Source organism: Vibrio quintilis (assembly GCF_024529975.1).
In the GTDB taxonomy this organism is placed as follows: domain Bacteria; phylum Pseudomonadota; class Gammaproteobacteria; order Enterobacterales; family Vibrionaceae; genus Vibrio; species Vibrio quintilis.
This window is the reverse complement of record NZ_AP024897.1, coordinates 2,836,256-2,861,609: the sequence shown is the minus strand read 5'-3', so window position 1 is coordinate 2,861,609 and position 25,354 is coordinate 2,836,256. Positions and strand designations below refer to the sequence as shown.

The window sequence follows — 25,354 nt, the reverse complement described above, 5'->3', positions numbered from 1 at the left end:
GGTTACTCCTGCGCTTGCTGTGTCTGATAAGCCATCCACGCTGCATCACGCTGTGCGGCGCTGACCGGCTGGCCGGTGATGTCGCTCAGGGCGTCCACCTGTGGCTTGCCGCCACTGGTAAAATGATCCGGATTCTGTGGATCAAGCTGCGCGATGGCATCACCTAAAAGCACGGCTAAAGGGTCAGGCAGTGGACTGTCACCCAGAGGTTGCGCAGCTGAACCACCCGGATCTGTTTTGGCAGCGGGGTTTTCTGTCTCACCCGCTGCAACCACCAGACGCGGGTCGGCTTCAAGCATTGCCAGTTGTGCGTCAGTGAGATGATGCGCCGCAATAACATTGGTGCCACTGTCCAGCGCGAGACCGGCGCGGCGATAGCCCGGATGGGCGGAACTAATAATAAGAATGCTGTCTTCAGAGATGTCCTGAGCCATTGCATGGGTTCTCCTTGGTTGATGAATGAAGGGGTTACGCCAGCCACGGCACGACTAACACTTCAACCGCTTTGTAGTTGGTGTTGGTTTCGCCCTGGGCTTTGTTTTCTGCTTCGATGACTTTTTTCGCTGCCGCACGGTTGGCCGGGCCGACGACCAGCACGGACGGATTGATCCCGAGCGGACGGCCTTTGTCTGATTTCATTTCCATCATGGCCTGAACTGCGGCATCAAAATTTGTATCATTGAGTTCAGCTTTGGAACCAAACGCCTGTTGCCAGAAGCCATAGCCCCATTCACCGCGGGCATCGACGCCATAGAGGAATTCATCCATCATGTAGACGTGATCGGAATCGGAGGCATCGGTTTTGTTGGTCAGGTTGTAGTCTTTGCGGCGCTGGAAAATAAAGGGTTTTAAAGGCCGGTTGGTGTCGAGCAGAAACCACGGCGCGCCGGTGCCGGTCTGTAGGTTGGACACGGATTTCACCGCGCCGGTATCACCGACGGGGTGATCGGTATCGAAAAAGTTCTGGCCGTCGTAGCAGGGCTGATCAAACCCGGCAGCAATCAGGGCATAAATCATTTCATCCGGATGCGTTGCTGCGGCATAGCCCATATCCTGAAACTTGGGCGTCAGCACGCCATAGGTGTCATCTTCGACATATTCACGCGGGATGCCTTCAGTGGCTTCAAATTTCTTGTTCTTCAGCGTGTAACCATGCTGTTTCATCCGGTTGATCTGCCGCTCTCCAATCCACTCACGCAGGCGGGAGAATTCACCCAGCCAGGCATAGGTTTCAACTGCCGTGGTTGATGTGATGAGCGTTGCCAGTTTCGGCCAGCTCGGGGTGTAGTTTTTCTGGCCCTGCTGAAAATGGGCTTTGACAGCCGTGTATAAAATACTCAGGTTTGCGCCTGTGGTTTGCATAAGAGAGTCCTTGTTGTGAATCTGAATTTGAAAAAAAGTTAAGCCACTGCCGGAATAATCCAGACCCAATCGCCTTCAAGCTGGGCGATGGTTCCGGCTGCCGGGTGAGCGGTGCTGTCTTTGGTGACGGTGTAGATATCTGAGAAGTACGCCATTTCGCCGACATCTGCCGGGGCAATATCGCCGCCGTTCTTCAGCGCAAACTGCTGATGTTCCACTTCCACCGTCATTTCACCGTCAACGCCACTGCTTTCCACCACAAAGGTGGACACACCGCAGAATTTTGCGCTGTCATCGGCACCGGCCAGCGGCACGGCAAACCCGGCCAGCAGAAATACCGGCTCTGAGGCTTGAATCGTGGTGGAGGCTTTGACCGGGTAGCCGCGTTTGGTGCCGCTGCGGCGGGCATAAACACTGCTCATTGGCGGGTCTCCTGTTTACTGGCTAAATACTGTTCTTTGGTCAGGCCGGTGGCAGAGAGCACCGCCAGCTCAGCATCAGATAAAGTCCCTGGCTTTTTCTTCTCGTCCGGTGGCTTTTTATTTTGGGTCTGCGGGGCAGTCAGGGCGGCAATGGCCGGGCGTTTTTCCAGCATGGCAGAGAGTGCCGCGACGCCCTGCTGATTGCCAAAGTCGGTCAGATACTGCACTTCGGCTTCAACAACTTTTCCGGATTCGCGGGCCGCTTTAATCACACTGGTAATACTGGTTTTGTCGCTGCCTGCCTTGAGTACGGCCAGCTCAGTGACCACACCGTTGTAAGCTTCGACGGAGACAAATTTGGATAAGTCCACGTCCGCATGTTGTTGCGCTGACAATGTGGCAACCTGTGTTTCCAGTTCGGTTGACTGATCAGCTTTGGTTTTGAGGGCATCGAGTGCCGTCAGCGCGGCGGTGGCCTGCTCACGGGTTGGTTCACCGGTTACTGTGATACCCAGCTGAGCCAGCATTTTGATTAACAATTCATTCAAAACAGAATCCTCCGTTTGACCATAGAGATGAATGTCTGTCCCGGACTTGGAGAGATTGACGCTGATATCAGCGGCCAGTGCCGCTATCGGGTCGATTTCGACCAGACCGGGGTCATTGGTGATTGCCGCCATTCTCAGATAGAGTGGCGTGCCGTTTTTGTCGTAGGGGAAGACAGCAGAAAAGAAAGCGTACTCTTTTTCGTCGATATGCCGGCGGGCTGCACTGGTCCAGTCCGGACGGATATACAGCCCCTGACCATCGCGCCATTCGATATCGGTTTCAGTAGAAAGCCATGCTGCTGCCAGTGCTTTTTTACCAGTCTTTCTGGTATTGAGGGTTTGATGGTCGTAATCAATCAGTACTTTCGGCGCAGTGGCCTTCGTCGCAGAGATAAATGCCTGTGCGCTGGCTGCATCCAGATGCCAGTAACCATCAATTGTGTCATCCGGGCGGCCATCACGGGCTTTGAATTTTCCGGCAGGTAATAACTGATACCAGCCGTTATCAGAAACAGATAAATCGGCGGTTAGAACTGCCAGATTGTTTTGTGGCTGTGACGTAAGAATTGCCAGTGGTGTTTTTTTCATGTCGCGCTGTCACTGTGAATGGATAACAGCGACCATTCTGGATTTTTCGCGCGGCGCGACAAACTAACATGAATTAAGGTTTTTCAGGGAATGTGTGGTGACTGGGAGTGATTGATCGCCTGACAGGTAAATACTGACACAGAACTCAGTCTGAAACCATGTTTAAACCCCGTTTAAATCGCGTCAGATGCGTTTAAACTTTTTTCAGAGTGGCAGAGTGAGGTTTTTCTGCCAAAAGCGCTCAGTGTGATTCTGAGCGCACAAGTGAATGGACTAACCTTAAATATATGCATCGATAAATGCAAAGATCAAATATATAACCAACGGCCCCCCGCCGATAACTACAAAAGACCAAAACCAGTACCAATATTTGCGATAAAAAGAGTAGCCAGCACAAAGCACTAAAGCTGGAATATTAACAATACCGAGCAAAGGAACCAGCATTAGTCCGGGATCTTCTCCAAAAAGAAATGTAATCAAATTAGGCCATTGAAGAATCCATAACCATAATGATATAAACCACACCGTAAAAAATGAAAATACGGCAGTTCGGAAGTAAGCGCTCATTTTGATGGTTCTAAGAAAAACGGGCATAATAAGCTGCAATTATTAGCCCACCACCAAGAATGAGATAAGCAATCAACCACCACCAATACTTATTCTTTAACGAGTAAAATACACCTGTCACGAAGGTTAGAGGTGTTCCCACAAAAAACCACAGAAAACCTAATAACCCTGCATCTTGAGGTTCTATTCCGTAAGTTCTGCTGGATATTCCGAACACCACACCTATCCAAATTAGTGCATACCAAATTAAAGGAATGAGCAAAAGTGACTTTTTTAATACATTCATAGCTGAAACTCTATCTTGGTGATAAATGGTCGATAGTTATATTTACTGAAGTGCTGTAACAAATACCACGATCTAAAAGCGCCCATCTGCTCAAATGGCAGTTCTCCGATGCTTTTATGGTGAATATCCTTTGTGTCTAAGCCGAAATGATCCTGTACTTCATATCTGAACTTCCCTCTGACCAAATTACCCTTGAATTCCAGTTCATCAGCATAAACTCTCATCGACCAAATATCATGCACCGTTAAAACTGTTCCATTAAATAAATCTTTAGAGGGTGACGGAATTAGAGATGCGTCAAATTTGGGTAAACCTGCGCCTTCACCATTCGTTTTACCAGCTAAATATTCACTGGATATATTGACGATGCCCTTATCTAAAACACCTTTGCTAACATTTTCACCAAGACATTTTTTGAGAACAGCGTGAAAATGAGCTGTAGATTTATGAACCCTTAAAGCCTCATCCAATAAGGGATTGTGATAATATCCTCCTTCGTTACGTTTAAATTTGTCAACCATCTCATCGAATATATCTTCAGTCTCTCCAAAAATAGAGAATCCCAAACCAAGGAAAACATCATCTTTCAAACTGCGCATTCGCTTAAAATGCTCTTCGGCAGATAAGGTAAACTGATCTTCACCGTACATCGTATATCCCTCTCTGTGAGAGGTGTATTGAGATTGCTTAAACGGTTCCATAAATCCGTACCCTTCAATGGTTTCTCTGGATTCATCACCATGTACCATGTCTGGCGCGTTGAAATCATCCATCTTATTTTGAGTCTCATAAACCAAAATGGGATAACTGCCGGATACGGGTTTCCAGTCTTCTTCCTTTCCATCAGATTTTTTTCGCTGCTGCTCACTTTGCTTTGCTTTTTCTGACTGCTGTTCTGCCGCCTTCTCCGCCTGAATATTTTCCTGAATTTGTTTCGCATAGCGTTCTGCGGTTGTCAGCGGAGGCACCATTGCAGCAAGACTGTTTGCATCGCTCCAGCCATCATAAGCCAGTGTTCCACAGGGGAAATGTTCCCATTGCACGCCTTTATAACGGAAAGTAATCATTTCGTGCATTTCCTCACCAGGGCTGTGAATGACATGAGGGGTCACATCACTGACACCGGCAATCACTGCTTTCTGAAATGAGACCGAATAGAATTTCTGATAATGGCCCTGTTCGTTTGTCCGGTAAAAATCAATCGTTCCTTCCAGATGCTCCTGTTTGGCGAAAGCGGTTGCCAGCAGCGGTGAGGCTTTGTCTTTGGGTTTGGTAATTTGAATGCCGTCGTGACTGATACCGTGTTGCTGCGGTAATTTCGACAATGAATAATCACAGGCCAATACTGTGATTTGATCGGTATGGGTTTCCTGATAACGATTCCCCATTGAATCTTTGGTATTGCAGCCCGAAGAAATAAGCCCCTGTTTTTCTCCGGAGAGCGTCAGATAAGCAACATGCGCCATGAATTAAGCCTTTTATTATTATCTCAATATTAGTCAGGGTGCATTTTGCATAATTGCGTATCAGGTATCAATTATTTAACAGAAAATCTATTTATCTTGTTTATTCAGACAAGGCATCTTCGATGAGTTGCCAGTTAAATAAAAACTCTGGTTTACGAAAACTACGAATCATAGTTCCTTTCTGTTTATTAGTGCTGGTATACATCAGACCAAGTTCATGAGCCTTTTGATTCGATATCACCCAAGTCGGATAAATATTAAACGGTACTTTATTTAGGCCGTCGTACCACTTTTTCGAAATCACGCCTTTGATATCCGCCTTAGCTTCTACTTCATTTTCAACTAATACTAAAAAATCAAAATTAACACCTCCCCTTAACCGTAGGTGAGGACTTGCCCTTTCGTATCTGGTTCGGTATTTAACTTGAACTTTCGCACTTTTTCCTGTTTTGGGGTGGGTCACCTCTAAGTCCCAACTCGGTGCTGATGTTGGGGCTATACTTACTAATAAGTGAAGATTTAACATTATCTGAGATGCCACATAAAACTCAGCGCCATCCCCTTGTATTGATGCTTTTAATAGTTTTTCTTCTTTATCCATTTAACACATCTCACTATCAGAACAAAAACGTAATATAACACTGATTTCTTAATGCTGTTATGTGTCGGATAAAAAATCCGCCACCATCTGATGAATCGCATCCACATCTTCCTGACTCACCCCAAGCCAGGGCCGGGCCGGAATTGCTGCCGGGCCTGCGGGCATCTCTGGGGTGCCGCCGAACTGGTGAATCGCACCATATTCGTAAGGCGTGCCGAAAAACAGATCGCTGCCGGTGGCGATGTAGTTGAGTTCACGGCCCAGATGATCATTTAACTTCAGTATAGTGTCCTGATGCCGGGGCTTTCTCTTCCGGTAGTGCTCCGACAGGGGCTGCCACGGTTCACCGTCAGGGGAAACCTGCTGGCGGAACCGTTCATCATGCGACAGCAATAACAGCTCGCCGATGTCTGCAAACAGCGGCTGAAGGTTATCACCCCGCTGCTTCAGCTGATTCAGCCGCTTTTGAATCGTCTCTAACCCGTCCGGGGTGAGGGTGTAATGAACCCCGGCCATCAGAGCAGTGACGCCTGATATTGCGCCAGCACTTCTGCCGGGGCGCTGACCAGGGCTGCTTCAATCAGGTCACCGATTTGCTCCGCCTCTTCATTGCGGGCTTTATCCGCTAAAGCTTCCAGCTGATTCAGGGTTTCCCGTGTCACAGGAGCAGTCAGCAATTGTTTGGCCTGTTCCAGTAAAGTCATGATATCCACCTTATCTATATTCATCTGAGTTTATAATGCCTTTTGCACCGTGTCAGTAATAAATGCAAAAGATTCCGGTTGGCTCACTTTCAGGGCATCCGGTGCAAACAGCCAGGCCACAAAATGTTCTGCAAACCATTCATCAATGGTGGTGCTGCCATATTCCGTCAGTGATGGCTGGCCCGGCAGCGTCGGGCGGCCAGCCAGAAAGTAAAGCTGATGGCCCATCTCATGCGCCCATGTGGCGGTAACCCGAGCCGCATCACTGTGCTGTTGCGCCGCAGCAGAGAACGACCACCAACGCCCGTCACGGGACGGATAGTGACCGGCTTCAGCGATGACCCGTTCTGCTGCTTCGGTCAGTTGCCGGGTCGAAACCCCGGCCAGCTTATCGGTGCTTTTGGCTTTGACCACCACATGTCGAAATGAGGAAGCCGTAAAACCATTGACCCGTTTTGGCCGCCGGGAAGTAAAATTTACCAGAGGATGACGCCCGCTCTGCAAATATGCTTCCACATCGTCGGCGATGGCATACGCTTTTTTGCCGCCGCTGATTTCGGTCAGCTTAAGAAACAGGGTTTTCAAATCATGCTTTTTCAGCACGGCTTCAAACGCTTTGACCTGCGGGCTGTCCAGTTCAGTCAGAATCCGGCTTAACTCTGTGGCATTGACGCCGCGAACCGTGGAAAACGCATGGTCAACAATCCGCGGGTTTAAACGCGCGTTTAACGGCGGTTTACGGGCGATGATTTTCCGGGTCTTTTCCGTCAGTGCAGCGCTCGATTGCGGCGTATAGTCAAACCCCGGATCAATCCCTTTCGGAATGCGGTGAACTTCGCCGGTGAGCGAATCCACCCAGTCATAATAATCAACCTCCGGCGCTTTCCCGACTTTGAGACCAAGGCGCTGTAAGTCCTGCTCACTGAGTGTCAGCTTGCGGCACTTACAGCCATAGCCGTTAATCGGCGTGTGGGTTTTCCACCACGGATCATCTAAGGGTAAAACCAGATTGTTCCAGGATAAATGGTCATGCCTGGGATGCTCAGAGCCGGAGTGTTTATACAGGCCATACGGGCGGCGGTGTTTGATTTGCTCAATCTGCTGCTCACGGCCTGCGGTGTAGCTCTGGCGGATGTTGGTGTCATAAATTACCTGTGCGCGCCAGCTGGCCGCGCCGGTATGCTGCCAGCCATGTTTTGCGACAATGTCATCAAACTGAGACTGAAACCAGCCCAGTGAACGGCCTTCGCTGATGGCGGTATCCACCGCCCGGCGAAAGTCGGCCAGCAAATCATCCTTCATCGCTCCGGCGACCATAAAGGCGCGGTCATGGGCCTGTTTCCAGATATCCGCCCAGCGCTCTGTGCCGATGTTGGTCTTGTTGCGGAAATGCTGAATCTGCTCATCAAACGGCTGACTGCCGTAACGTACCGGCATTATTGCTGCCCCTGCACATCACTGATACCGGCCAGCTCGGCGGCGGCCATTGCGCGGGCCATGACATCACCCAGTTCATCGACCGGGATTTGTCCGGCTAAGTCCAGAATATCGTCCCGCAACTGAGTGAGTGAGGTGGCGTTCTGCACCAGTTCGCTCACTGAGTCGGTCATATTGGCAACCAGCGGCCCGGCGTCCTGATGCAGCCGGTTGATTTGATCATCGGTGGTTTCCGGTGTCCGGGTTCTGGCTTTTAAATCAGCCTGACTGACCGGGTTCTCTGTTGTTGGTGTCTCCGGCTGTGATGCGCCCAGCACGGCTTCACCATCTTTTGCCATCGGGATTTGGGTTTTGTCATGCGCCCATTGCAGCGGAATTTTCATTCCCAGCGTGACCAGCCCCGGCAGGGAGTCGGACAGATGTTTTAAATCTTCAGCTTCGGTAATATCAAACTCAAACCGCGGATGTCGGCGCGGGTGCTGATAGCTCCGGCAGTTGAGGGCATACAGCGGAAATACCACATCACGGGTGAGTGTGCCCGCAAGTCGGCTTAAATCAAAGTCGCGGATTTCCTGGCGGACTTCATTATGCACATTGCCGAGCGCGTTGGTTGACGTTTTGCCGTCGGCCTGACTGGTGAGCGTGCCGCCTAAAATCGCTTTGGACTGGGATTTCTCACACCAGTTGATCATCGCCATAAACGGGTCAGACTGGCCGTCTGCGGCATTCTGAAAATCAATCTCCATTCCGCGGGGCACTATGCCACCGGCATTGTGGCCGATGCTCATCACCGCCCGCATCAGGGTCATTTTCTCTTTCTCGCTGGCACCTTCCGGGTATTTGCCCAGCCGGATGGGCAGGCCGTAAATTTCCAGAAACTCAGCCAAGTCCCGCACACTGTAATTTTTAAACAGAAACGGCCATGCCAGCACCCGCACCAGTCCGCGCCGGGTGAGATAACCTGATTTAGCTTTAGCAGTGTGCTGAATCCAGCCAAAGGGCTGAAGGGGTGCGCCTTCATAACTGCCATCCCGCAGCATCAGCTGATTGCGGTTGTCCGGATGGGTCTGAAACCATGCCGGTTCCCGGTGTGAGACATCGCTGATGTAGTGGATGCTGTCCTGATACGTCCAGTGAATTTCCAGATTTGAGAATGATTTCAGCGTTGCATCACTGAGATCAAACAGCGCATCTTCCAGCCAGGTGGCATCCTCTAACAGTTCCTGAATCATGTCCGCGTCGCGCTGCTCGGCGGCGGTGGCGTTACGCGGGGGTTTAATTTGCCAGTCAATACCCTGCAAGGCCATGCGTCTTTTGCCGATTTCGCTCTGGATATGGGCGTCTTTCTCTTCCATATCCTCCGCCAGTTCACACTGGGCTTTTAAATCGCCTTGCTCAGCATGGCGCATCAGTGCGGCCAGTTTTGAAGGCGTGATGCCGGATGACGGATGGTCAGCAAACTGGCGGTGCAGTGGTGCCAGCCTGGCGTCGGTTTGGGTCTGTGGCTCGTCCAGCCGATGGGTTTCAATCGGACGGCCCCACTTATCGACAATCTGAGCGTGTTTGGTTGCCATCAGAAAAACCTCCGGCCAATCAATTGACCCAGCCGGATGCTAAAGCGCCAGATCAGCGGGCAGCCCACGGCCACCCAGAGAAAACAAAGGAAGATATGGATTAATACCTGCGTCAGTTCATTCATCACCATGCTCCGCGTTCAAAATTAAAGTCGTTGTCGTCATCGTTGTCGCTCTGCCGGTCTTTGCCGGGCAGTTCGGTGAATTCGATGGTGCTGCCTTCCATCCAGCTGGCGCGGACGGCCATCAGCAGCGCTACCGCGATATCACCATGTCGCTTGTCACCTTTTGCACCATCGGTATCTTTTGTCCGGCCTTTATCCACATGAGGAACACCATTCACAACTGTGATTTGACCGAGATCGTCCAGAACAGACTGGTGACGGGGGAGGATAAGATTGAAGTCATCAAATTCAGCTTTCAGCTTCGGCATCCATTCGGCGTACCACTTCGCACTTAAATCGACGCGATCAACAACCTGAGTCCCATATTTCAGGGCTGCCGTTTCAGCCAGATAACCACCGTTCCCCGTCGCATCAAATGCCGCAGCACGGAAGCGGGGTAAGCGGCTGATGATGTACATCATGATCGCTTTCTGGACTTCATAAGGCGCGTTCTTGATTTCAACAATAAAAGGCACCTTCTTGCGCAGGCTTCTGGTGACTTCAAGCGGGACAAAGACCGACAGATCGCCTTTGCGGGCAAAGTCTTCCCCAAAGTAATGAACATGGTCAGGATTGAGTTTTGCCAGTAACGGCTTCAGCTCCTGCTCACAGAACTGCATAGTTTCCAGATGTCGCTGCTCCGGTGTCCATTCCATCCATTTGTCATCACAGGTCAGACGTACAATTGGCAGGGAATGGTCTTTCGTCATGGCCTGCTCAATCGCAACCCGTGACAAATAGGTGCCGCCGGATTTTTTAGGCACGCAACCCAGCTCTTCTTCCGCCAGTACTTTATTCGGATATTTGGCATATTCACCGGCAATCCATTGCGCGTCCATTTGTGGTGTCCATGGCTTCCCGGTGACATAACAAATCCGTTTGTAAAGGCCATCTCTGACAGCATCTTCCAGTGTGATACGGTGAACTGAGTAGGAAAGCTTTCCGGCGCGGGCGTCCTGTATGTACTGGTTAAACAGATTATCAACACCATTATGTGTTGAAATCAGACGCACCCGCGCGCCCCACATGGTGAGTGCCAGTGCTGCTTTAATCAGCTCTTCAAGACTTTCATGAAAAGCAGCTTCATCAATGACGACATCCCCCTGAAGCCCCCGCAGGTTTGAAGGCCGGGAGCTGAGCGCCTGAATTTTGAAGCGGCTGTTCGGGAAGCGGATCATATAGGCCAGAATTTCTTCTTTCTTTTTGGAATCCCAGAAAGTCTGCTCATACACATCAGCTTCAGCCAGCTCATTAAACGCACGGGCGAACAGGGCACAGGCGGCGATATATTCGAGCGCCATTTCCTGTTTTGAGCCGACATAGAACACATTACGCCCGCCACGTCGCCGGGGCTTGGCGGCTGTGATGACATTACGGCCTGACTCAGCCCAGGTTAAACCCGTGCGCCTGCTTTTTTCAGCAATCATGATCTGACTTTCATCTTCAAACCAGCGTTGCTGATAAGGCAGAAATACCGGTTCAGCCTCCGGAATGCTGAACTCATCAGCCAATGGCACATCGACGCCCAGATTTGCCATTTCATCAGCGAGGTCAATTTTGCGGGGCATACTGGTTGGGGTCAGACTTTGATCGTTCATCAGGCTTTCCCCAGTAATATGCCGCGAATACGGGCTTCGAACTGCTCACTCATACCATCTTCGCCGTTCAGCTCTTGCGAAATGGCATCAGCGGCTTCTTCAGCAAACTGACGACGGATTTCTTTTTCCAGTTTGACGCTGCCGGTCTGGGCTTCCTGCAATCTTTTGATAGCTAAAGCCAGCTGACCCATGGTTTTCGGGTCGATGGTTTCCCCGGCTTCAAGGGCGCTCATCTGAAAGTCGAATACCTGCGATTTGCCGATTTCAATCAGAGCGCGGGCGATGTCGGTCTGGGGCTTTTCGCCAAACTGCTGCACCCACTTTTGGGTGAGCTGCTGGGTCTGGCGGTAGTTTTCCATCCCTTTTTCAAAGGCCATGGCATAGCGGCTCATCGCATTGCGTTTGATGTATTCATCATCATCAGTAATTCCGGCATCGGTAATTAACTGGTTAATTTCGTCGCGGATCTCCTGCTGACTCATCTGGCCTTCGCGCAGCAGCAGATTCAGCGCGCTTTTAATTTCGTCCGGCAGCTTGTCGATTTTGGATTTGCGGTTTTTGGTGTGGGGCTGGTTCATCGCCACTCCTTATTACGGAATTAAGGACGGGGCCGTTTCACGCCGGGATGGCTGGCCTGACCTTCGGCCACATCGATGCCGCGCTGGGTGATGTGGGCAACCTGCGTTTTTGCGATCTCTTCCAGGCTCAGCAGGCCCTGTTCACAGAGCCAGGCGAGTTCGGTTTTCACCATATCCCGGCTGACTTTGTGGCCGTAGGCATCGAGCGCAGCATCTAAGATCGATTCATTGGCGGTGTAACCGGCAGATTCATTCAGGATGCGGAGAATGACCAGCCGCCGGTCTTGTTGCAGTAATGTTTGAAGCGACATTTAAGCTTTTTCCTTCAGTTCGTTTTCAATCAGTAAGTCGCTCATCTTTTGCAATGAGTACAACTGCGGACGGATTTCTTTGATGTCTCCGCGCAGGGTTTCAATACTGACTTTGAGACTGTTGATCTCGTCATGGCTGGGCAGGTCTTCCACTTTGTTTTTTAACTGTTCGTGGTCACTGCGCAGCGCATTGACTTCTTTTTTGGTGGCATAGGTTTTATTGATCATCAGCAGCACCACCGTCCAGATGATGCTTAAGCCCGCGAGCATCCACGGCGTATAAGTGCGGATTTCTTCTAAGCTCATGGCTGCTCCTGTAATGATTTGCACGGCACGCACAGGGCAGCATCCGGCACGGTTTTCAGCCGGGCCTGCGGGATGGGTTGCCAGCACCGGGCGCAGACGATCACCCCGTCAATCACCACCTGCTGAGGCGTTTTGGGGCTGGCTCTGGCGGCCTGAATAGCAGCCTCACGCTGCCACTGCTCCAGTGTGCCAGCCCGGTCAATCACATCGGTCATGAGCGCCCCCTGAGCGTGGTTTTGACGGCACCGGCCACTTTGTCACCGCTGGCTTTGGAATACGGCGCGAAACCGTCCAGCGTGCGCAGGCCGTGATAAGAGAACGCCAGTGCATACAGGGTCAGTGCCATCGTGATGTCCGGGCCGGAGGCCGCCAGCCCGGAGACATGGGCAGCCGTCATACCGAACACATACAGGGTGCCTGCCCACCAGCTCTGACGCGCCTGCATCGGGCGGGTGCGGCGGACATACTGGTCTTTGGCGGCATCTCCGGCGCGCACCGTTTCCTGAGTTTCGTGATGTGCCGCCTGTTTATCTTCCAGTGCCAACTGCTGGCGGCGGGTGAGTTCTTTCTCCAGTTCGAGTTTGATCTTTTCCAGTTCAACCCGTGATTCCGGCGGCAGGTTTTGCAGGGAACGGGTGACGGCCAGCTCTTTCTGAGACTTAGACAGACCCAGCGAGCCATCCACGGCTTCAACGGCCTGCGCCACCTGTTCGGCGGTTTCGCTGCCGCCAAACAGACTTGAAATGCCCCGGATAACTGCCGGACCCGCTTCTAATGCGAGCGCTGCGATTGCAGAAAGCATCGTAAATTCCTTATATTTTCATGGGGATCAGATGAATGTATGTCCGGTGCTTTGCCGGTATAAATGTTAATGTCGCATTGTGAAACACTCATCCAACCCCGGTTAAACATGCTTTGCATGGTGGCATCATGACTGTGAAACGGCGGAGATTGCGGCACAGATGGACCACCCTGAATTGCCCTGAGTTCTGCATCCAGCCGCAGCTCCCGGCCACGGCTTTTTGACCAGTCCTGATTCCGGCTCATGTTATGCCTCTTTAATGATCAATCTGGCCGGTTGACCACCCAAAAACGTCATCAGTTGATCAAATGCAGTACGGGAATCCAGCACCGCCCAGACGTTCTGATTATGTTTATTTTTGAGTACGCCAAATTCCATTCCGACCGCAATACATCCCTCCAGCTGGTCAACCCGGTTGGCAACATGCATCAGAATATGTGTGCGCTGGGATGGACCGAAAACCGTGACACCATTCTGTTCAGCGTCAAGCGCATAGACATTGCCGAATTTAGGACTTTGATGGGGGATTAGATCGTATTCTCCGGCAGGAACGCATGAGATGCCGGGCTGGTTATCTTTCCATGGACGCTCAATGGTTTTACAGATGTCATTGCCGTACTCATCGCAGAGCACACCAAAGACTCCATGAGAGAAATAACGACGATGAAGGATGAGATGGCGCGGTGCGCCGGATTGTTCTTGAGACATAAGCACAACCTGTTTGATTTGGGATTTGATAAACAGATTGTGCGCTGACAGGTCAGGGGTGAAAAACTAACATGAGTTTAGAACAGTGAAGGCTGGCGGGCTTCGGTTTCACGTTGGCGCATTTTTTTTATAATGCGGTAAACATGCACGACAGACAACTGATATTTAATTGCCAGTGATTCCGCATTCTGGCCGTTGAATTCGTTCCATATCGAAAGGCTGGTCAACTCAGCTTTCAGTGATTTCCCGCGGGGAACATAGACAAACAGACCGCCGAATTGCTGACAGAAACGATTCAATAGCGTGATTGCCTGCTGTGAGTCGTCCAGCTCGGTGCGGAACAACGCATAAATCTGTCGTAAAGTTTCGGGACTGCGTTTTTCATCTGATTCAATCACCTGCTCAACGGCATTCAAATCAACATTATCAAATCCAAACATATCAGGTGTTTCGTTGTCGTTTCTGTCCATACTATCCCCCTGTAAAAAAATACCCCGCAATAAGCGAGGTATCAGTATAAGGGGCTGAAGTGCGTCCGGGCATGTTATCAAACTGTTTATTTATATACATCGTTGATATCTGTTTCATTAATTCGATTTGATTTCAATTTCAGCAATAGATTTTTTAGCTCTTTTGCATTTTCTTTATCGTAATATTGTGCTTTGTCATCGAGACAAAGAAGAGCAGTACAAAACGATACAGCAAGATAGTGTTGATGTGCATTACCACTGTGAAATACGAATTTAAGCTCTGCATCCATACCATTCGACCAAGAACTTGCACGGCCCACGTCTTTTGTAAAAGCATCATTTCGTTTTGTGGCTAATGACTCCCATTTGAGGTATTTATCAATCAACTGGATATACTCATTAGCATGGTGGCGACTGTACCGAATAGTTGTATTATCTTGACCATATTGATCCACACCATATGTCGACATTTTTACAGCTAAAACTTGCTCTCCACCATCAAAGACTTCACGCGATACAAATGTTGGTCTATCCATATATCGGGATGCTACAGAGTTAAATTCTAGTGCTGTTAAATGACTCGAAATTCGGGTTGTTTTTTGCACAGAAGCACAACCAGCTAACGATATCATTAAGATAAGAACTAAACGTTTCATTTATCGTTCCTCTGATAATTTTCTACATAATATGCAGCTAATCTATCATACCCCGCAGGACCAGTACATGCTGAATTCCGTGGAATACGCCCGCCATTTTTCAAGATATCTGATGTCATTTCCCGCAAATGCCATGCTTTCAGCGAATCCAGAACTGCACTGGCCTGTGTTGACTTCAGCCATGTCAAACGTGCAATACCAATACCGTTGAGCTGTGTTGTCATCCGTCGCACATACGCATCAATCGCTGAGTCCTGTCTGTCCCTGATAAATCCCTGTTGATACATGGTGATCCAGATAGCACGGATTTTCTGGATTTCCCGTGACTGGTATGTTTTTTGGGGGGAGGTTTTAGGCTGAAAACCCAGTGATTTAAACCGGGTGATAACGGCATTTAACTGTTTGTCTGAGAGACCACGGGCAGAGCGCTGGCCGGTGAGTTCTTCGAGTATATTGCGGTATATATCATCATCCATGTTCAGTTGCCGTTTACCAATCTGAACCAGTTTCAGAAGTTTTGACATAGTGGCTCCTTATGCGGCATTTCTGCGGGCGTTTTTGTATTCAAGCTGACAGGCACGACACCAACACTGAAGGCCATCAGGTTCGCTTCGTGAAATGGTCCAGAATAGCGTGTCCTGCGGCCAGAACTCCTGACAGTGCGGACAGAATTTTTCCAGTCCCATTTCAGGATCAATTCGGGCGCGGCCCCGTCGCAATCTTGATTGCAACAGACCGGGTTTCATTAACGGCGTATATTCTCCGAACATAAAACATCCTCTGGCTGCTCATCAGTACCTGACAACCACGTCAGGCAGACAAACGGGGCAGACCCGTTTGTTTCGCTTATTGGCTGAGTTTTCTTTCTGCTTTCCTGAGAATGCGTTTCGCTAACGCAATTCTGGTTTTTTGCCCGCTATATTCATTTCCTGTCAGCTCTTTGAGTAACAACTCTGAAACCTGTTTTGCCAGCTGTGGGTCATTTCGGTCTCGATTTTTTCCCATGTTTCTTTTGTGATTTCGCTCATCAGTACACCTACAGCTTGGCGATATCTAATGAAATCTGCGTGTACTGCCCGTTAGCCTGACGTTCATAAATCCGCAGATATGAACTGGTGCCGGTAATCTGCACCGAATCAGCAATCGCATCCATTGCGTCCAGCCAGTCTGGATCGTCAATATTTAACTGGCGCAATCCCAAGACCTGGTTGATATCGATATGGCCTTGCTTGTTAACCCTGAAAGCGTGTTCAACCAAAGCCTTGATATGGTCACTCGAACCTTCAGACCAGCGGTGAATACACGCATCAATTTTCACTTTTGCAGCCTGAATACGCTCATCAAAGACCCGGTGCTCACCAACGGCCCGCTGAATCTTGTACTGACCATCAAAAGACACCAGTGAAACGTTACCTTTTGTTCCCCCATATTTGACATCATATTGCTCAGCACTCAGGTCAATAAAATCTGTGACCTGATTCATTGCTGCAACTTTAAATTCAGCGAGCGCCTGTTGTGCCAACCGGGCTTTATCAACCACATCAGACACGACTTCATCACGCAGTTTGTCAATTTCTTTAACCTGGCTTTCCGGCACTAAAGTGCCGTTTGCTTTTAACCTGAACCCATCAGGAATGTTTGTTTCATTGTTCATTGCTGAACCTCCGGAAGTTGTTCTAATATCTGTTCTAATATCGTCTGCATTAATTCATCAGCCAGTTGATTCACGCCACATGAATCACCATCCTGAACACTGATTGTGTAGGCGATAGGTTGTCTTGCTTTTGTGTTTAGCGAAATATCGATAATCACCTGAGCATTTTGTTGTGTATCACTGACAGAACCCGTTACCGGCATAATTCACCTCCATATTCACCTCCATTCCACTTCACGGTAAAATTGTCAAATCTGATGGTGTAAATCACAGAATGAACACCCCGATACTGCTGTTGAATACGTGTTGCATGAACCTGCATTTCAGCAGTTGGTTTTTCGATATGAATGACTCCACCGCACGGGGTATTCATCGTTGAAATAATTCTGCACCCGTACTGCCTGAGTTTTTTGAATGCCATAACTCTTTCCGTTGTCATTTCATATCTCCGTTAATTGCTGTTTTCGCCAGAACTCATCAACATCGCCCGGAACAAATTTGAGACTGGCCCAGCTGTCGGTCACTGATTCCACAAAAACTGTAATTTCACATCCGGTTGGTTCCCCGTACTGGTCCGCAATCTGGGCCAGAATGAATTCATTTTCCTGAAGGTAGCCCCACGATTCCGCATCAACAGAAACAGATTTCTGAGAGCGGATGACAAACGCCAGCGCATCTGAAATCCGGGCACACGGAGCCACATTCGTATCGGGTCTGAAAAAGCCTGAAAACATCAGTCATCCTCCGGTTCGTTTTGCAATTCGGCGCGGGCCGCGGCGGCATGAATAGGGCAATAATGCGCACCACTGACATGATCGATAAACCAGCCAGCCTCGGCTGCATCCTCGTTGCCCAAATGCGTCTCTATACATCCAGTCTCATCACAGATTAATTTTGCTGAAAAACTCATGGCACACCTCACTATTCATTCGCATCTAATTCATTGAATGCGGTCCGTAATACCCGCTCGCTGATTTGCCCACCTTTGGCATACATAGCTGACAATTTGAGTGTTTTTGTCAGTAACCGCAGGCCTCCGGGGCGCTCACTGATTTGTATCATCAGCTGAATCTCCGTATTCCCGTCGATATGCCACGCACTGGCAATTTCACGGACATCTGCCTGTTTGGTTTTGTGAATGCCCCGTTTTTTGGCAATACGGGAGAAGAGCCGGGCGAAATCTTCATTTCTGCGTCCGCCGGTAAGCTGGGTATAAACTTTGTTATTACCGACCAACACCATACCGGTTCCGGTTTCCTCCTGAAGGATTCTCAGCTCCTCCAGAGTTGGATAATCAAGATGATCGGCTTCGTCAATAATCACCAGTCCCTCACTGCCACGTAGTCGCTGACGAATCACACGGGCAAGCGGGCCTTTGCGTCGGGGAGCCTGATCAAGTCCCAGTTCCATTGCCAGTTCGTACAAAGCTTCTGTTAAGCTGGCACGGGACGGGCTGGCGGTAACTATCCAGACATTATTGTTCTGCTGCTGGTATTCACGCAGGGTTTCAGATTTACCTACCCCTGATGCACCAAAAATAACAGCAATGGATTCAGTGACCTGAGCATAGGTTAAATCGGAAATAATCTGTTTTGCGGTTTGCGTCATAACAAACCCCGGATTCAGGAACTGTTTAGCCTGACGTTCATTGCGTAAACTCAGCCAGCGCTCCAGCTTTTTAATGATTGTTGCCGGGTCTGCGGCGTACTTCCCCTTCAGAACCTGACTCAACGCAGCAGGGGATACATCCACTTCCTTTGCTATTTTTGCAGCGGTCACCGTTTTAGATTCAATGATTGATGCAACCTGCATCAGAATCTCGGTCTGGTGTGCTTCTGCCTTCTGCAATGCAATGACGTTATCATTCATGAATTAATCCTCTTATAGTCTGTTACGTTTGCGCTGTGCGACGATACTTGCCAGATTTGCCTGGTAATTGGCTTCATAATCTTCTTCCGGCCCTTGTTCCGTCTGCTCATGCGCGACAGCAGCCGTATTACCGATAGTCACAGGGCGAAATGGCTCAACGATTTTTGTTTCGGGGATAACCGCCTCTGACGAACCAGGCATTGCTGCTGCAACTTCGATAGCTGTCTGAGTTTTTTGTGCTTTGGCCGCGGCTTTATGGTGTTTCACAAACTGAGTGCGTGCCCGTTTGTGCTCGCGTGCCGCTTGCGTATCGCCGAATGCGACTTTTTCAGTACATTCAGCAGTACAGAGATGAACGCCGTTGAGCGTGTATACTTCAACAGATTGATGAAGCGCCTGCGGGTCAAAGCGGACAATTAGTTTTTTACCTATATAGTCCATCATGATTTCATTGAAATAACGGTTCTTACGACCATGTAAAGAACCACCTGCATCCAGTGAAACCGTGCCATGCCGTGAGACGCGCACCGCTTCGGCTTGCAGCATAAACATCTGAAGTTGTGCCGGTGTCGCTTTGCGGACAGGAGCATTCTGATAACTGGCATTGAATGCCTCTTCAAATGACATAAATCCCCTGCATATTTCTGTCTGGCGATTAGGACGAGAGTTGTACATCTCGACCCCCTCAGCAATCGCCTGAAGAAAAATGTCAGCATCAACAGCAGCAGAGCCGTAGTTGTCTGGTTTATTCATCGGGTTCGGACCGGTATAAGCGCCAGCCAGTGCCGGATGTTTATCGATATACTCGTCCAGACCACCAACTCCGAAGGCTCTCTCTACAGGTTTAGCCTGGCCGTGTCCTTTGCCGAAATTCACACTGGTCCAGTGCATATGAGCAGGGCCGACCAGCATTGTGATCAGACCTAATGGATCATCTGGTTTCACTTTGAACCGGTAACGATTCGGCACACCGCCAGTCAGCCACTTGTTTGCAGCAGCACGGGTGTTATCAATGGTGACATCTTTAGGTATGCCGTAACGCTGACACACATCCATGAGTGACAAGCGTATTGAGTCCGTATTTTCACTGACGTCACACCGCCAACCGATAATTCTGCGGCTATAAACATCCTGCCAGAACCACGTTTTCGGACGGAGAATCTCGCCGTTAAACCATTTGACAAACACATTGTGCTGATAGCCGTCGCCGTTAATCCATTCCAGTGCGTGCAGCTCTGCAACACTGCGTTCCTGTGACGGGAACATCTGCATCAGCGCGTGTTCGCCTTCACGTAATAAGATTCGTTGTTGAATTGGGATATTTTGGATTCGTCTCTCAATGCTTTTAATGCTGGGTATCGTCCACCCATTTTCCGGGGCTATTCTGAGTAAGCGCTCATAGCATTTTGCTATGCTGGGTTTTTCAGGCCGAAGATAATCCGCTTTAAATAATGCCCATGCATCAGGGGTGAGTTCAGCAAACTGGCCGCTACGGCGTTTTTTTGCACCATCCATATGGCCTGGCAGTAGAGCAGCCAGCCAGTCACAGGGTTCGATGCCCTTAACCCGCGCCATATGACGATATAGAGAAGAACGGGTCACACAACATTCAGTACAAACAGAATCATACGCATCCATTTTAGGGATGCCGTTATTAATCAGCTCATGTGCTGACTGAACGGCGACCAATGCGTTTTTGGCCTTCTCTTTTGATTTGTCATTTGCATTATTCCAGCACTGCCAGAGTGCATCAGCACAGTATGAAGACGTATTGGATTTTTTAGGGATAGCAAAGGTTTTATCACCGACCTGAATCTTTCCGGCGCGCTTGTATAGCGCGGCCTGAACTTCTGAGGGAAGAATGCTGATGTGGTATTCTTTACCACCTCCCTTTCCAGCCTTTGGCCGATATTGCCAACAATCAGTTTTAGCTTTGTAGTGAATTCCTTGGACACTGTCCGGTAAACCACCTATGGAACATAACTCTTTAGCAGAAAACCATTCTTTCATCGATTGTTCTCCAAGCTTAATTTGACGTTGGATAACGACTAGGCCAAATATCTTGTGGTGATAACCCAATTGCATCTGCAATGATTTTTTCACCCTTCGGCCACCGTCGAACAAGAGCGTTATGGAGAGTGCTGGATGCAAGGCCATGCTGACGCGATAGAGCCGAAAAAGAGAGCCCCTTCTTCTTAAGCGCGGCCCCAATATCTGCCTTATGCCAATCATTTGTTTGCCGTGACATGATTCCACCCCTATAATTAATAAATTTTGTAAACTAACACCGTAACAAATTACAGTTACGATAAACCCTATAGGGCAGACATTAAACCTTAAAGAGACTTAAATCAACCCTTTTAAGTTTATTTCTTGTGTGTTTTATTTGGTGTCTGAAGTTTTACTATATTAATCAATTGGTTATATGATTATGAAATCAAAGAGCGAAACTTTAAAAACTCTTTCGGGTTTATCGGACAAACTTGAAAGAGCCAAAACAATCCAAGATAGGTTGTCAGTTCTTGTTGAATCAGCTGGAAATCCCAATGCGTTCGCGAGATTAACTGGGATGAGCGTCAGTGGATTAAAGCGTTACCTTAACGGGGGAGAGCCAACAGCATCAAAAATAATGCAAATAGGAGATGCTATAGGGGTTAGCCCCGCTTGGTTATTAACAGGAAAAGGGCCGGTTATTGATGGAACACCTCAATCAGAGTCAACCCATGAGGAACAATCGTTCAGCGTTATTTCAGGATCTGTCACACATGACGAAATGAGAGCTGTGAATCAAGAAATTCTTGAAAAATCAATAGAAGCAATTGATTTACTATGCAATTACAAGAAACTCAAGATCAGCAGCAAGAAGAAGGCAAAAATAATCGCGCTAGTTTATGTTTTGTCATTAAGAGGAGAAGATGTTGATGATTCAGTGTGTTACAACCTGTTACAACTAGCATCGTAAAATCAACAACATTTATATTGATAAAACTCAATTGCACAGTGTTGACTGAGTGGTTTTGGAACCGCTATCATTGGTCATAATGACAACAAAATAAATATATAACCTGTCATTTGGCATAAATATCATACCAACGTTAGGAAAGCATTTATGAAAGACCAAGATAAGACAAAAATAATTAAGCTAGACCAAACGACAACAGTCGCTGATGAGATCATCAGGCAGATTGAACACAGAAAAAGTGATGACACTCATAACATCGAGATTAAAGTTGACCAAATCACGGTTAGCATATCTGTTCCAGTCAATAATTAAAGAACGTTTAAACTATCTATAAAGCACCACTCAATTATTCATTTTAATAGACGTGCAAAGATTGTTTTATATGAATTTCTCAAAATTAAAAATATCGGCTTTATAAAAAATGGCGCGCCTGAAAGAATCAAAATTGTCTCAGATACCGCGCCATACATAGGCTTAACCAACTTCAATCCCATTTAATCCCAAGATTTCCCATTTAATCCCTAATTTCTCATTTAATGTGTCTCTATACACAGGTTTTGAAGCGCTGATTGTATACAGGAGTATACGGAAATTTCTGGCAGACAAAGCTTAATTGCTGGTTTGGTTATACCCAAGCAACCCGCATCTTCAGGTTGCTTGGGTATAAACTGTATGTGACGGTTTACCCTCAGCGCTATAACCCTTTCCGGTACTGCCTGTCCGTTGTCTCTGTCACGGAGGCGAGTAACTGTGTTTTTGCCGTATCATCGCCGTGAATCATCTGCTCAAATAAGTGAATCAGGGATGATTTATCTGCTTTAACCTGAGTCTGAGTCGGGACAGAACGCAGGTCAACCATGATATCGGTATACAGAGTGGGCAGATCGCTGAGCAGGTCCGGATTAAAGAAATTCTTTTCGCTGTATAAACGGTTATGACTGCCTTTTTGTTTATTGATCACAAAAGGCGTGTCTTTCAGGTTGATGATGGAAGCGGTTTTCTCACAGCGTTTCATACAGCCGGCGTTCATGCGTTGTTTCCGGCAACCGGTCGTCTGGATAAACAGACACTGACGACTGGTCAGCAGGTGAACCGGATGATACAGGCTGTAAAACAGCCGGAACCCTTGCGGCCGGACTAAACGCCGCATTTGCAGCGCGTTTAATTCGTTGGAGATAAATGCGCCCGCGCCGTGCAGTTCATCTGCGATACATTTGAGTGCCAGAGAATTGGTGATATTCAGTTGTGGCCCGGCGACCCACGGAATTTCCAGCGTTTGGGCCAGCTCAGCAATCCCCAGATTATTGGTGACCAGCATCGCTGGTTTGATGTGTGCCAGCAGTGTCTGTGCCGCCTGATAGTGTTCACCAATGATAATCGCGGGAAAGAATGGCACCAGTCCGGGATGTGCCTGAAACAGGGCGGTGAGTTCATCCAGCTGGTGGTTTATCGCATCCGGCAGCTGATAGAAAAACCGGACTTCAGGATGCGCCGCCAGCAGAGGCAAATCCGCCGGATCTGACAGCAGTACTGATAATGCCGGAGACAAATCAGAAGTGTCAGGATCCACTGTCGGTGCAGGCTTTGGCAATGGAATATCAATCGCTCTGCCGTTACCTTTCAGACTCCGGCTGGTGTTGATTTCAACCGGCATCGTCTGCGTGATGTGTGCGACCTGATCCATGATACGGGTGGTCTGATCATAAAGGGATTGTTTCACCTGCCGGGTTTCTTCCTGAGTCTTGCACTGATACACCTCAGTGAAATGAGTCGCAGCGTGGTTACGCGGGTTATCGATATACATATTGCGGTGAATATCGCCTTGCAGATAGCCATTGGAAAAATCACGGTTGAACACCGAATACAGTTCGCTCATATCGCTGAGCATGCTGCCGGTGTCACAGAAATGGTCGATCTGTTTGCGCCAGTTATCTACCACGGTATACACGTAATGGGCTTTTTTAATCCGTCCTTCCACCTTCAGGGAATAGACACCGGCGTTTGCCAGTGCTTCCATATCCGAGTAAGCCGAGTTGTCTTTCAGATTCAGCGGAAAGTTTTTCCCGGCTGCGGTGGTTTGATACTGATCGCGGCACGGCTGGCTGCAACGCCCGCGGTTACCGGAGGCACCATTGCGCACCGAGCTGAAATAACATACCCCCGAGAACCCGATACAGTAAGAGCCGTGGACAAACACTTCCGTCAGGACATTGTGCTGACGGCCATACTGTGCCAGATGAGTGATTTCATTCAGATTCAGCTCCCGTGACAGATTCACCCGGCCCGCCCCGAGCCTGCCGAGCAGGCGGATTTGCCCTTCATTATGGGTATTCATTTGCGTCGAAGCATGCACATCAAGGTGCGGGAAATGTCGTTTGAGCAGATAAGCCAGCCCCAGATCCTGCACAATGACGCCATCAATACTGGTTTCTGCCAGCTGTTTCAGCAGCCGGATAATCGCCGGGATTTCATTTTCCAGCACCACGATATTGAGGGTCAGAAAGATTTTACACTGATGCTGATGAGCCAGTTTTAACACACCATCCAGCACATCGATGGTGATATTGGCGGCCCGGTTACGGGCATTAAACCGATCCAGCCCGCAATAAACGGCATCGGCACCTGCGGCAATGGCGGCTTTAATTGATTCTAAATCGCCGCCCGGAGCCAGTAATTCAAACTGCGCTTTCTGAAATCCCACAATCTACAACTCTGCAAGGTTCTGTATCAGCGGCGGATTATATACCCAAATCACCTGAAAATGCAGGGCTCAGCCGGATTTGATCACCGGATTGATCACGATTGCCGGTTGGTTTTGCCCGGATTAAAGCCAAAGTGTTTGACAAACACCCGGGAGAAAGCCGATTCAGACTGATATCCCACCTGATAAGACACCGTGCTGACACTTTTCCCCTGCCGGAGCTGCCCTAAAGCGATTTGCATCCGCCACCATGTCAGATATTGCATGACGGTCCAGCCGCTGACGGATTTAAAGTGATTGGCGAAACTGGTTCGCGACATGGCACACACCTGTGCCAGACTGCCAATCGTCCAGTTTTCTGCCGGATCAGTATGAATGGCATTAATCGCCGCAGAAAGCCGGGTATCTGCATATAAAGCCAGCACGGAAACGCGGGCCGGGTGGTGGTCAAGAAAATGTCGTAGTGAATAGATAAAAATCAGCTCAGACAGCCGGTCCAGTATGGCACTGCTGCCGCTTTTGCGAACGGCATTCTCCGACACAATCAGTTGAAGCAGCGGTTCCAGCCAGCAACGGGTTTCACTGTTTTTCAGGATCAGAACTTCAGGCAAAGACTGCAGCAGCATTTCAACCCCCGAGTGGCCGAAATCAACTTTGGCACATAATAAGCCGGTGTCTTCAATCTCTCCGGCTGCCTGCGTGTCCTGCTGTGCCATAGAATGGTGTAACTCTTTGGGGAACAGAATCAAATCCCCGAATCCGAGTATGGCTTCACCATAATCGGGAATAGACAGGTGACACCGGCCGCCGGTCACCAGATGAAAACAGGTTTTCCCTGTTTGTTGCTGTTCTAATTTCCAGTTTCCGCACAGGCGGGCATTGTGATAGACCTCGGTATGAAACTGAAATTGTTGTATCAGACCTGAAAATGCTTCCATATGAACGATTGAGCAAAAAGTTGGTACGTTTGAGCATTCATCATACAGCCTGCTGATTATAAAGTGTACCCAGTTACGGAGT

Annotated in this window: 37 protein-coding genes and 1 other RNA gene; 2 read left to right on the top strand and 36 right to left on the bottom strand. The window is 48.9% G+C overall.

From position 1 onward, the window contains the following. Positions 1 to 2 precede the first annotated feature (2 nt). From OC443_RS13165 to OC443_RS13000, 34 genes are all read right to left on the bottom strand, one after another. Positions 3 to 434, bottom strand: a complete 432-nt coding sequence (locus OC443_RS13165) for an HI1506-related protein (protein WP_083601783.1) — start codon at positions 432 to 434, stop codon at positions 3 to 5. A 34-nt stretch (positions 435 to 468) separates the two neighbouring features. Then, the gene (locus tag OC443_RS13160; RefSeq protein WP_073586245.1) at positions 469 to 1,362 is read right to left on the bottom strand and encodes a Mu-like prophage major head subunit gpT family protein; all 894 of its coding nucleotides are present in this window, start codon (positions 1,360 to 1,362) and stop codon (positions 469 to 471) included. A 38-nt stretch (positions 1,363 to 1,400) separates the two neighbouring features. After that, complete coding sequence (locus OC443_RS13155; RefSeq protein WP_073586232.1) at positions 1,401 to 1,784, bottom strand: hypothetical protein; 384 nt, start codon at positions 1,782 to 1,784, stop codon at positions 1,401 to 1,403. Then, positions 1,781 to 2,920, bottom strand: a complete 1,140-nt coding sequence (locus OC443_RS13150; RefSeq protein ID WP_073586231.1) for a phage protease — start codon at positions 2,918 to 2,920, stop codon at positions 1,781 to 1,783. Before OC443_RS13150 ends, OC443_RS13155 begins: the two co-directional genes overlap by 4 nt. 577 nt (positions 2,921 to 3,497) lie before the next feature. Continuing rightward, entirely contained in the window at positions 3,498 to 3,773 is a 276-nt protein-coding gene (locus OC443_RS13145) for a hypothetical protein (protein ID WP_073586230.1), read from the bottom strand. After that, entirely contained in the window at positions 3,770 to 5,239 is a 1,470-nt protein-coding gene (tssD, locus tag OC443_RS13140; RefSeq protein ID WP_234976463.1) for a type VI secretion system tube protein TssD, read from the bottom strand. The genes OC443_RS13145 and tssD overlap by 4 nt, the downstream gene beginning before the upstream one ends. Before the next feature lie 100 nt (positions 5,240 to 5,339). Then, a complete protein-coding gene (locus tag OC443_RS13135) occupies positions 5,340 to 5,840 on the bottom strand; it encodes a hypothetical protein (protein WP_073586229.1) in 501 nt (166 codons plus the stop codon). Positions 5,841 to 5,897: 57 nt separating this feature from the next. After that, on the bottom strand, positions 5,898 to 6,356 hold the full coding sequence (locus tag OC443_RS13130) for a phage virion morphogenesis protein (protein WP_073586228.1): 459 nt from the start codon (positions 6,354 to 6,356) through the stop codon (positions 5,898 to 5,900). Further along, complete coding sequence (locus OC443_RS13125; protein ID WP_083601782.1) at positions 6,356 to 6,568, bottom strand: hypothetical protein; 213 nt, start codon at positions 6,566 to 6,568, stop codon at positions 6,356 to 6,358. Before OC443_RS13125 ends, OC443_RS13130 begins: the two co-directional genes overlap by 1 nt. 6 nt (positions 6,569 to 6,574) lie before the next feature. Then, entirely contained in the window at positions 6,575 to 7,981 is a 1,407-nt protein-coding gene (locus tag OC443_RS13120) for a phage minor head protein (protein WP_073586227.1), read from the bottom strand. After that, positions 7,981 to 9,555: a DUF935 domain-containing protein gene (locus tag OC443_RS13115; RefSeq protein ID WP_073586226.1), complete on the bottom strand. Its 1,575-nt coding sequence runs from the start codon at positions 9,553 to 9,555 to the stop codon at positions 7,981 to 7,983. Before OC443_RS13115 ends, OC443_RS13120 begins: the two co-directional genes overlap by 1 nt. Then, positions 9,555 to 9,680, bottom strand: coding sequence for a hypothetical protein (locus tag OC443_RS13110; protein WP_262021681.1), 126 nt, complete (start codon positions 9,678 to 9,680; stop codon positions 9,555 to 9,557). The genes OC443_RS13115 and OC443_RS13110 overlap by 1 nt, the downstream gene beginning before the upstream one ends. Then, on the bottom strand, positions 9,680 to 11,317 hold the full coding sequence (locus OC443_RS13105) for a hypothetical protein (protein ID WP_073586225.1): 1,638 nt from the start codon (positions 11,315 to 11,317) through the stop codon (positions 9,680 to 9,682). The genes OC443_RS13110 and OC443_RS13105 overlap by 1 nt, the downstream gene beginning before the upstream one ends. Further along, on the bottom strand, positions 11,317 to 11,895 hold the full coding sequence (locus tag OC443_RS13100; RefSeq protein ID WP_073586224.1) for a DUF3486 family protein: 579 nt from the start codon (positions 11,893 to 11,895) through the stop codon (positions 11,317 to 11,319). The genes OC443_RS13105 and OC443_RS13100 overlap by 1 nt, the downstream gene beginning before the upstream one ends. A gap of 20 nt (positions 11,896 to 11,915) precedes the next feature. Next, on the bottom strand, positions 11,916 to 12,206 hold the full coding sequence (locus OC443_RS13095) for a VpaChn25_0724 family phage protein (protein ID WP_073586223.1): 291 nt from the start codon (positions 12,204 to 12,206) through the stop codon (positions 11,916 to 11,918). Beyond that, entirely contained in the window at positions 12,207 to 12,512 is a 306-nt protein-coding gene (locus OC443_RS13090; protein WP_073586222.1) for a DUF2730 family protein, read from the bottom strand. It abuts the gene before it with no gap. Continuing rightward, on the bottom strand, positions 12,509 to 12,727 hold the full coding sequence (locus OC443_RS13085) for a TraR/DksA C4-type zinc finger protein (protein ID WP_073586221.1): 219 nt from the start codon (positions 12,725 to 12,727) through the stop codon (positions 12,509 to 12,511). The genes OC443_RS13090 and OC443_RS13085 overlap by 4 nt, the downstream gene beginning before the upstream one ends. After that, positions 12,724 to 13,314 carry a hypothetical protein gene (locus tag OC443_RS13080; protein ID WP_073586220.1) on the bottom strand — a complete coding sequence of 197 codons (591 nt, stop codon included), beginning with the start codon at positions 13,312 to 13,314 and terminating at the stop codon, positions 12,724 to 12,726. The genes OC443_RS13085 and OC443_RS13080 overlap by 4 nt, the downstream gene beginning before the upstream one ends. Then, on the bottom strand, positions 13,284 to 13,559 hold the full coding sequence (locus tag OC443_RS13075) for a hypothetical protein (RefSeq protein WP_073586219.1): 276 nt from the start codon (positions 13,557 to 13,559) through the stop codon (positions 13,284 to 13,286). The genes OC443_RS13080 and OC443_RS13075 overlap by 31 nt, the downstream gene beginning before the upstream one ends. 1 nt (position 13,560) lies before the next feature. Continuing rightward, a complete protein-coding gene (locus OC443_RS13070) occupies positions 13,561 to 14,022 on the bottom strand; it encodes a DUF5675 family protein (protein WP_073586218.1) in 462 nt (153 codons plus the stop codon). 77 nt (positions 14,023 to 14,099) lie between these two features. Further along, entirely contained in the window at positions 14,100 to 14,492 is a 393-nt protein-coding gene (locus OC443_RS13065; RefSeq protein WP_073586217.1) for a Mor transcription activator family protein, read from the bottom strand. 86 nt (positions 14,493 to 14,578) lie between these two features. Beyond that, the gene (locus OC443_RS13060) at positions 14,579 to 15,148 is read right to left on the bottom strand and encodes a hypothetical protein (protein WP_073586216.1); all 570 of its coding nucleotides are present in this window, start codon (positions 15,146 to 15,148) and stop codon (positions 14,579 to 14,581) included. After that, the gene (locus OC443_RS13055; protein WP_073586215.1) at positions 15,145 to 15,672 is read right to left on the bottom strand and encodes a gp16 family protein; all 528 of its coding nucleotides are present in this window, start codon (positions 15,670 to 15,672) and stop codon (positions 15,145 to 15,147) included. The genes OC443_RS13060 and OC443_RS13055 overlap by 4 nt, the downstream gene beginning before the upstream one ends. Positions 15,673 to 15,681: 9 nt before the next feature. Next, entirely contained in the window at positions 15,682 to 15,918 is a 237-nt protein-coding gene (locus OC443_RS13050; protein WP_073586214.1) for a hypothetical protein, read from the bottom strand. 8 nt (positions 15,919 to 15,926) lie between these two features. Next, positions 15,927 to 15,996, bottom strand: an RNA gene (locus OC443_RS13045) — hammerhead ribozyme type II. Beyond that, a complete protein-coding gene (locus OC443_RS13040; RefSeq protein ID WP_159440385.1) occupies positions 15,995 to 16,153 on the bottom strand; it encodes a hypothetical protein in 159 nt (52 codons plus the stop codon). Before OC443_RS13040 ends, OC443_RS13045 begins: the two co-directional genes overlap by 2 nt. A 31-nt stretch (positions 16,154 to 16,184) precedes the next feature. Next, positions 16,185 to 16,802, bottom strand: coding sequence for a DUF3164 family protein (locus tag OC443_RS13035; RefSeq protein ID WP_073586213.1), 618 nt, complete (start codon positions 16,800 to 16,802; stop codon positions 16,185 to 16,187). Continuing rightward, on the bottom strand, positions 16,799 to 17,005 hold the full coding sequence (locus OC443_RS13030; protein WP_073586212.1) for a hypothetical protein: 207 nt from the start codon (positions 17,003 to 17,005) through the stop codon (positions 16,799 to 16,801). Before OC443_RS13030 ends, OC443_RS13035 begins: the two co-directional genes overlap by 4 nt. Beyond that, positions 16,996 to 17,223, bottom strand: a complete 228-nt coding sequence (locus OC443_RS13025; protein WP_143169442.1) for a hypothetical protein — start codon at positions 17,221 to 17,223, stop codon at positions 16,996 to 16,998. The genes OC443_RS13030 and OC443_RS13025 overlap by 10 nt, the downstream gene beginning before the upstream one ends. Positions 17,224 to 17,242: 19 nt before the next feature. Then, positions 17,243 to 17,536, bottom strand: a complete 294-nt coding sequence (locus OC443_RS13020) for a hypothetical protein (protein ID WP_073586210.1) — start codon at positions 17,534 to 17,536, stop codon at positions 17,243 to 17,245. Next, positions 17,536 to 17,712, bottom strand: coding sequence for a hypothetical protein (locus OC443_RS13015; protein WP_159440384.1), 177 nt, complete (start codon positions 17,710 to 17,712; stop codon positions 17,536 to 17,538). The genes OC443_RS13020 and OC443_RS13015 overlap by 1 nt, the downstream gene beginning before the upstream one ends. Positions 17,713 to 17,723: 11 nt before the next feature. Beyond that, on the bottom strand, positions 17,724 to 18,671 hold the full coding sequence (locus OC443_RS13010) for an AAA family ATPase (protein ID WP_073586209.1): 948 nt from the start codon (positions 18,669 to 18,671) through the stop codon (positions 17,724 to 17,726). Between the two features lie 12 nt (positions 18,672 to 18,683). Next, on the bottom strand, positions 18,684 to 20,681 hold the full coding sequence (locus tag OC443_RS13005; RefSeq protein WP_073586208.1) for a transposase domain-containing protein: 1,998 nt from the start codon (positions 20,679 to 20,681) through the stop codon (positions 18,684 to 18,686). A 16-nt stretch (positions 20,682 to 20,697) separates the two neighbouring features. Beyond that, on the bottom strand, positions 20,698 to 20,919 hold the full coding sequence (locus tag OC443_RS13000) for a helix-turn-helix domain-containing protein (RefSeq protein WP_073586207.1): 222 nt from the start codon (positions 20,917 to 20,919) through the stop codon (positions 20,698 to 20,700). Positions 20,920 to 21,102: 183 nt separating this feature from the next. Here OC443_RS13000 and OC443_RS12995 point away from each other — a divergent pair, with 183 nt between their 5' ends. Further along, positions 21,103 to 21,633 (top strand): helix-turn-helix domain-containing protein, encoded by a 531-nt coding sequence (locus OC443_RS12995; RefSeq protein WP_159440383.1) that lies wholly within the window; start codon positions 21,103 to 21,105, stop codon positions 21,631 to 21,633. Between the two features lie 147 nt (positions 21,634 to 21,780). Continuing rightward, on the top strand, positions 21,781 to 21,945 hold the full coding sequence (locus tag OC443_RS12990; protein WP_159440382.1) for a hypothetical protein: 165 nt from the start codon (positions 21,781 to 21,783) through the stop codon (positions 21,943 to 21,945). A gap of 382 nt (positions 21,946 to 22,327) precedes the next feature. On the opposite strand, the gene OC443_RS12985 is transcribed toward OC443_RS12990, so the two are convergent. Both OC443_RS12985 and OC443_RS12980 read right to left on the bottom strand, forming a co-directional pair. Next, positions 22,328 to 24,334: a peptidase U32 family protein gene (locus OC443_RS12985; RefSeq protein ID WP_073586205.1), complete on the bottom strand. Its 2,007-nt coding sequence runs from the start codon at positions 24,332 to 24,334 to the stop codon at positions 22,328 to 22,330. A 95-nt stretch (positions 24,335 to 24,429) separates the two neighbouring features. Continuing rightward, positions 24,430 to 25,272, bottom strand: a complete 843-nt coding sequence (locus OC443_RS12980; protein WP_073586204.1) for an AraC family transcriptional regulator — start codon at positions 25,270 to 25,272, stop codon at positions 24,430 to 24,432. Between the last annotated feature and the right edge of the window lie 82 nt (positions 25,273 to 25,354).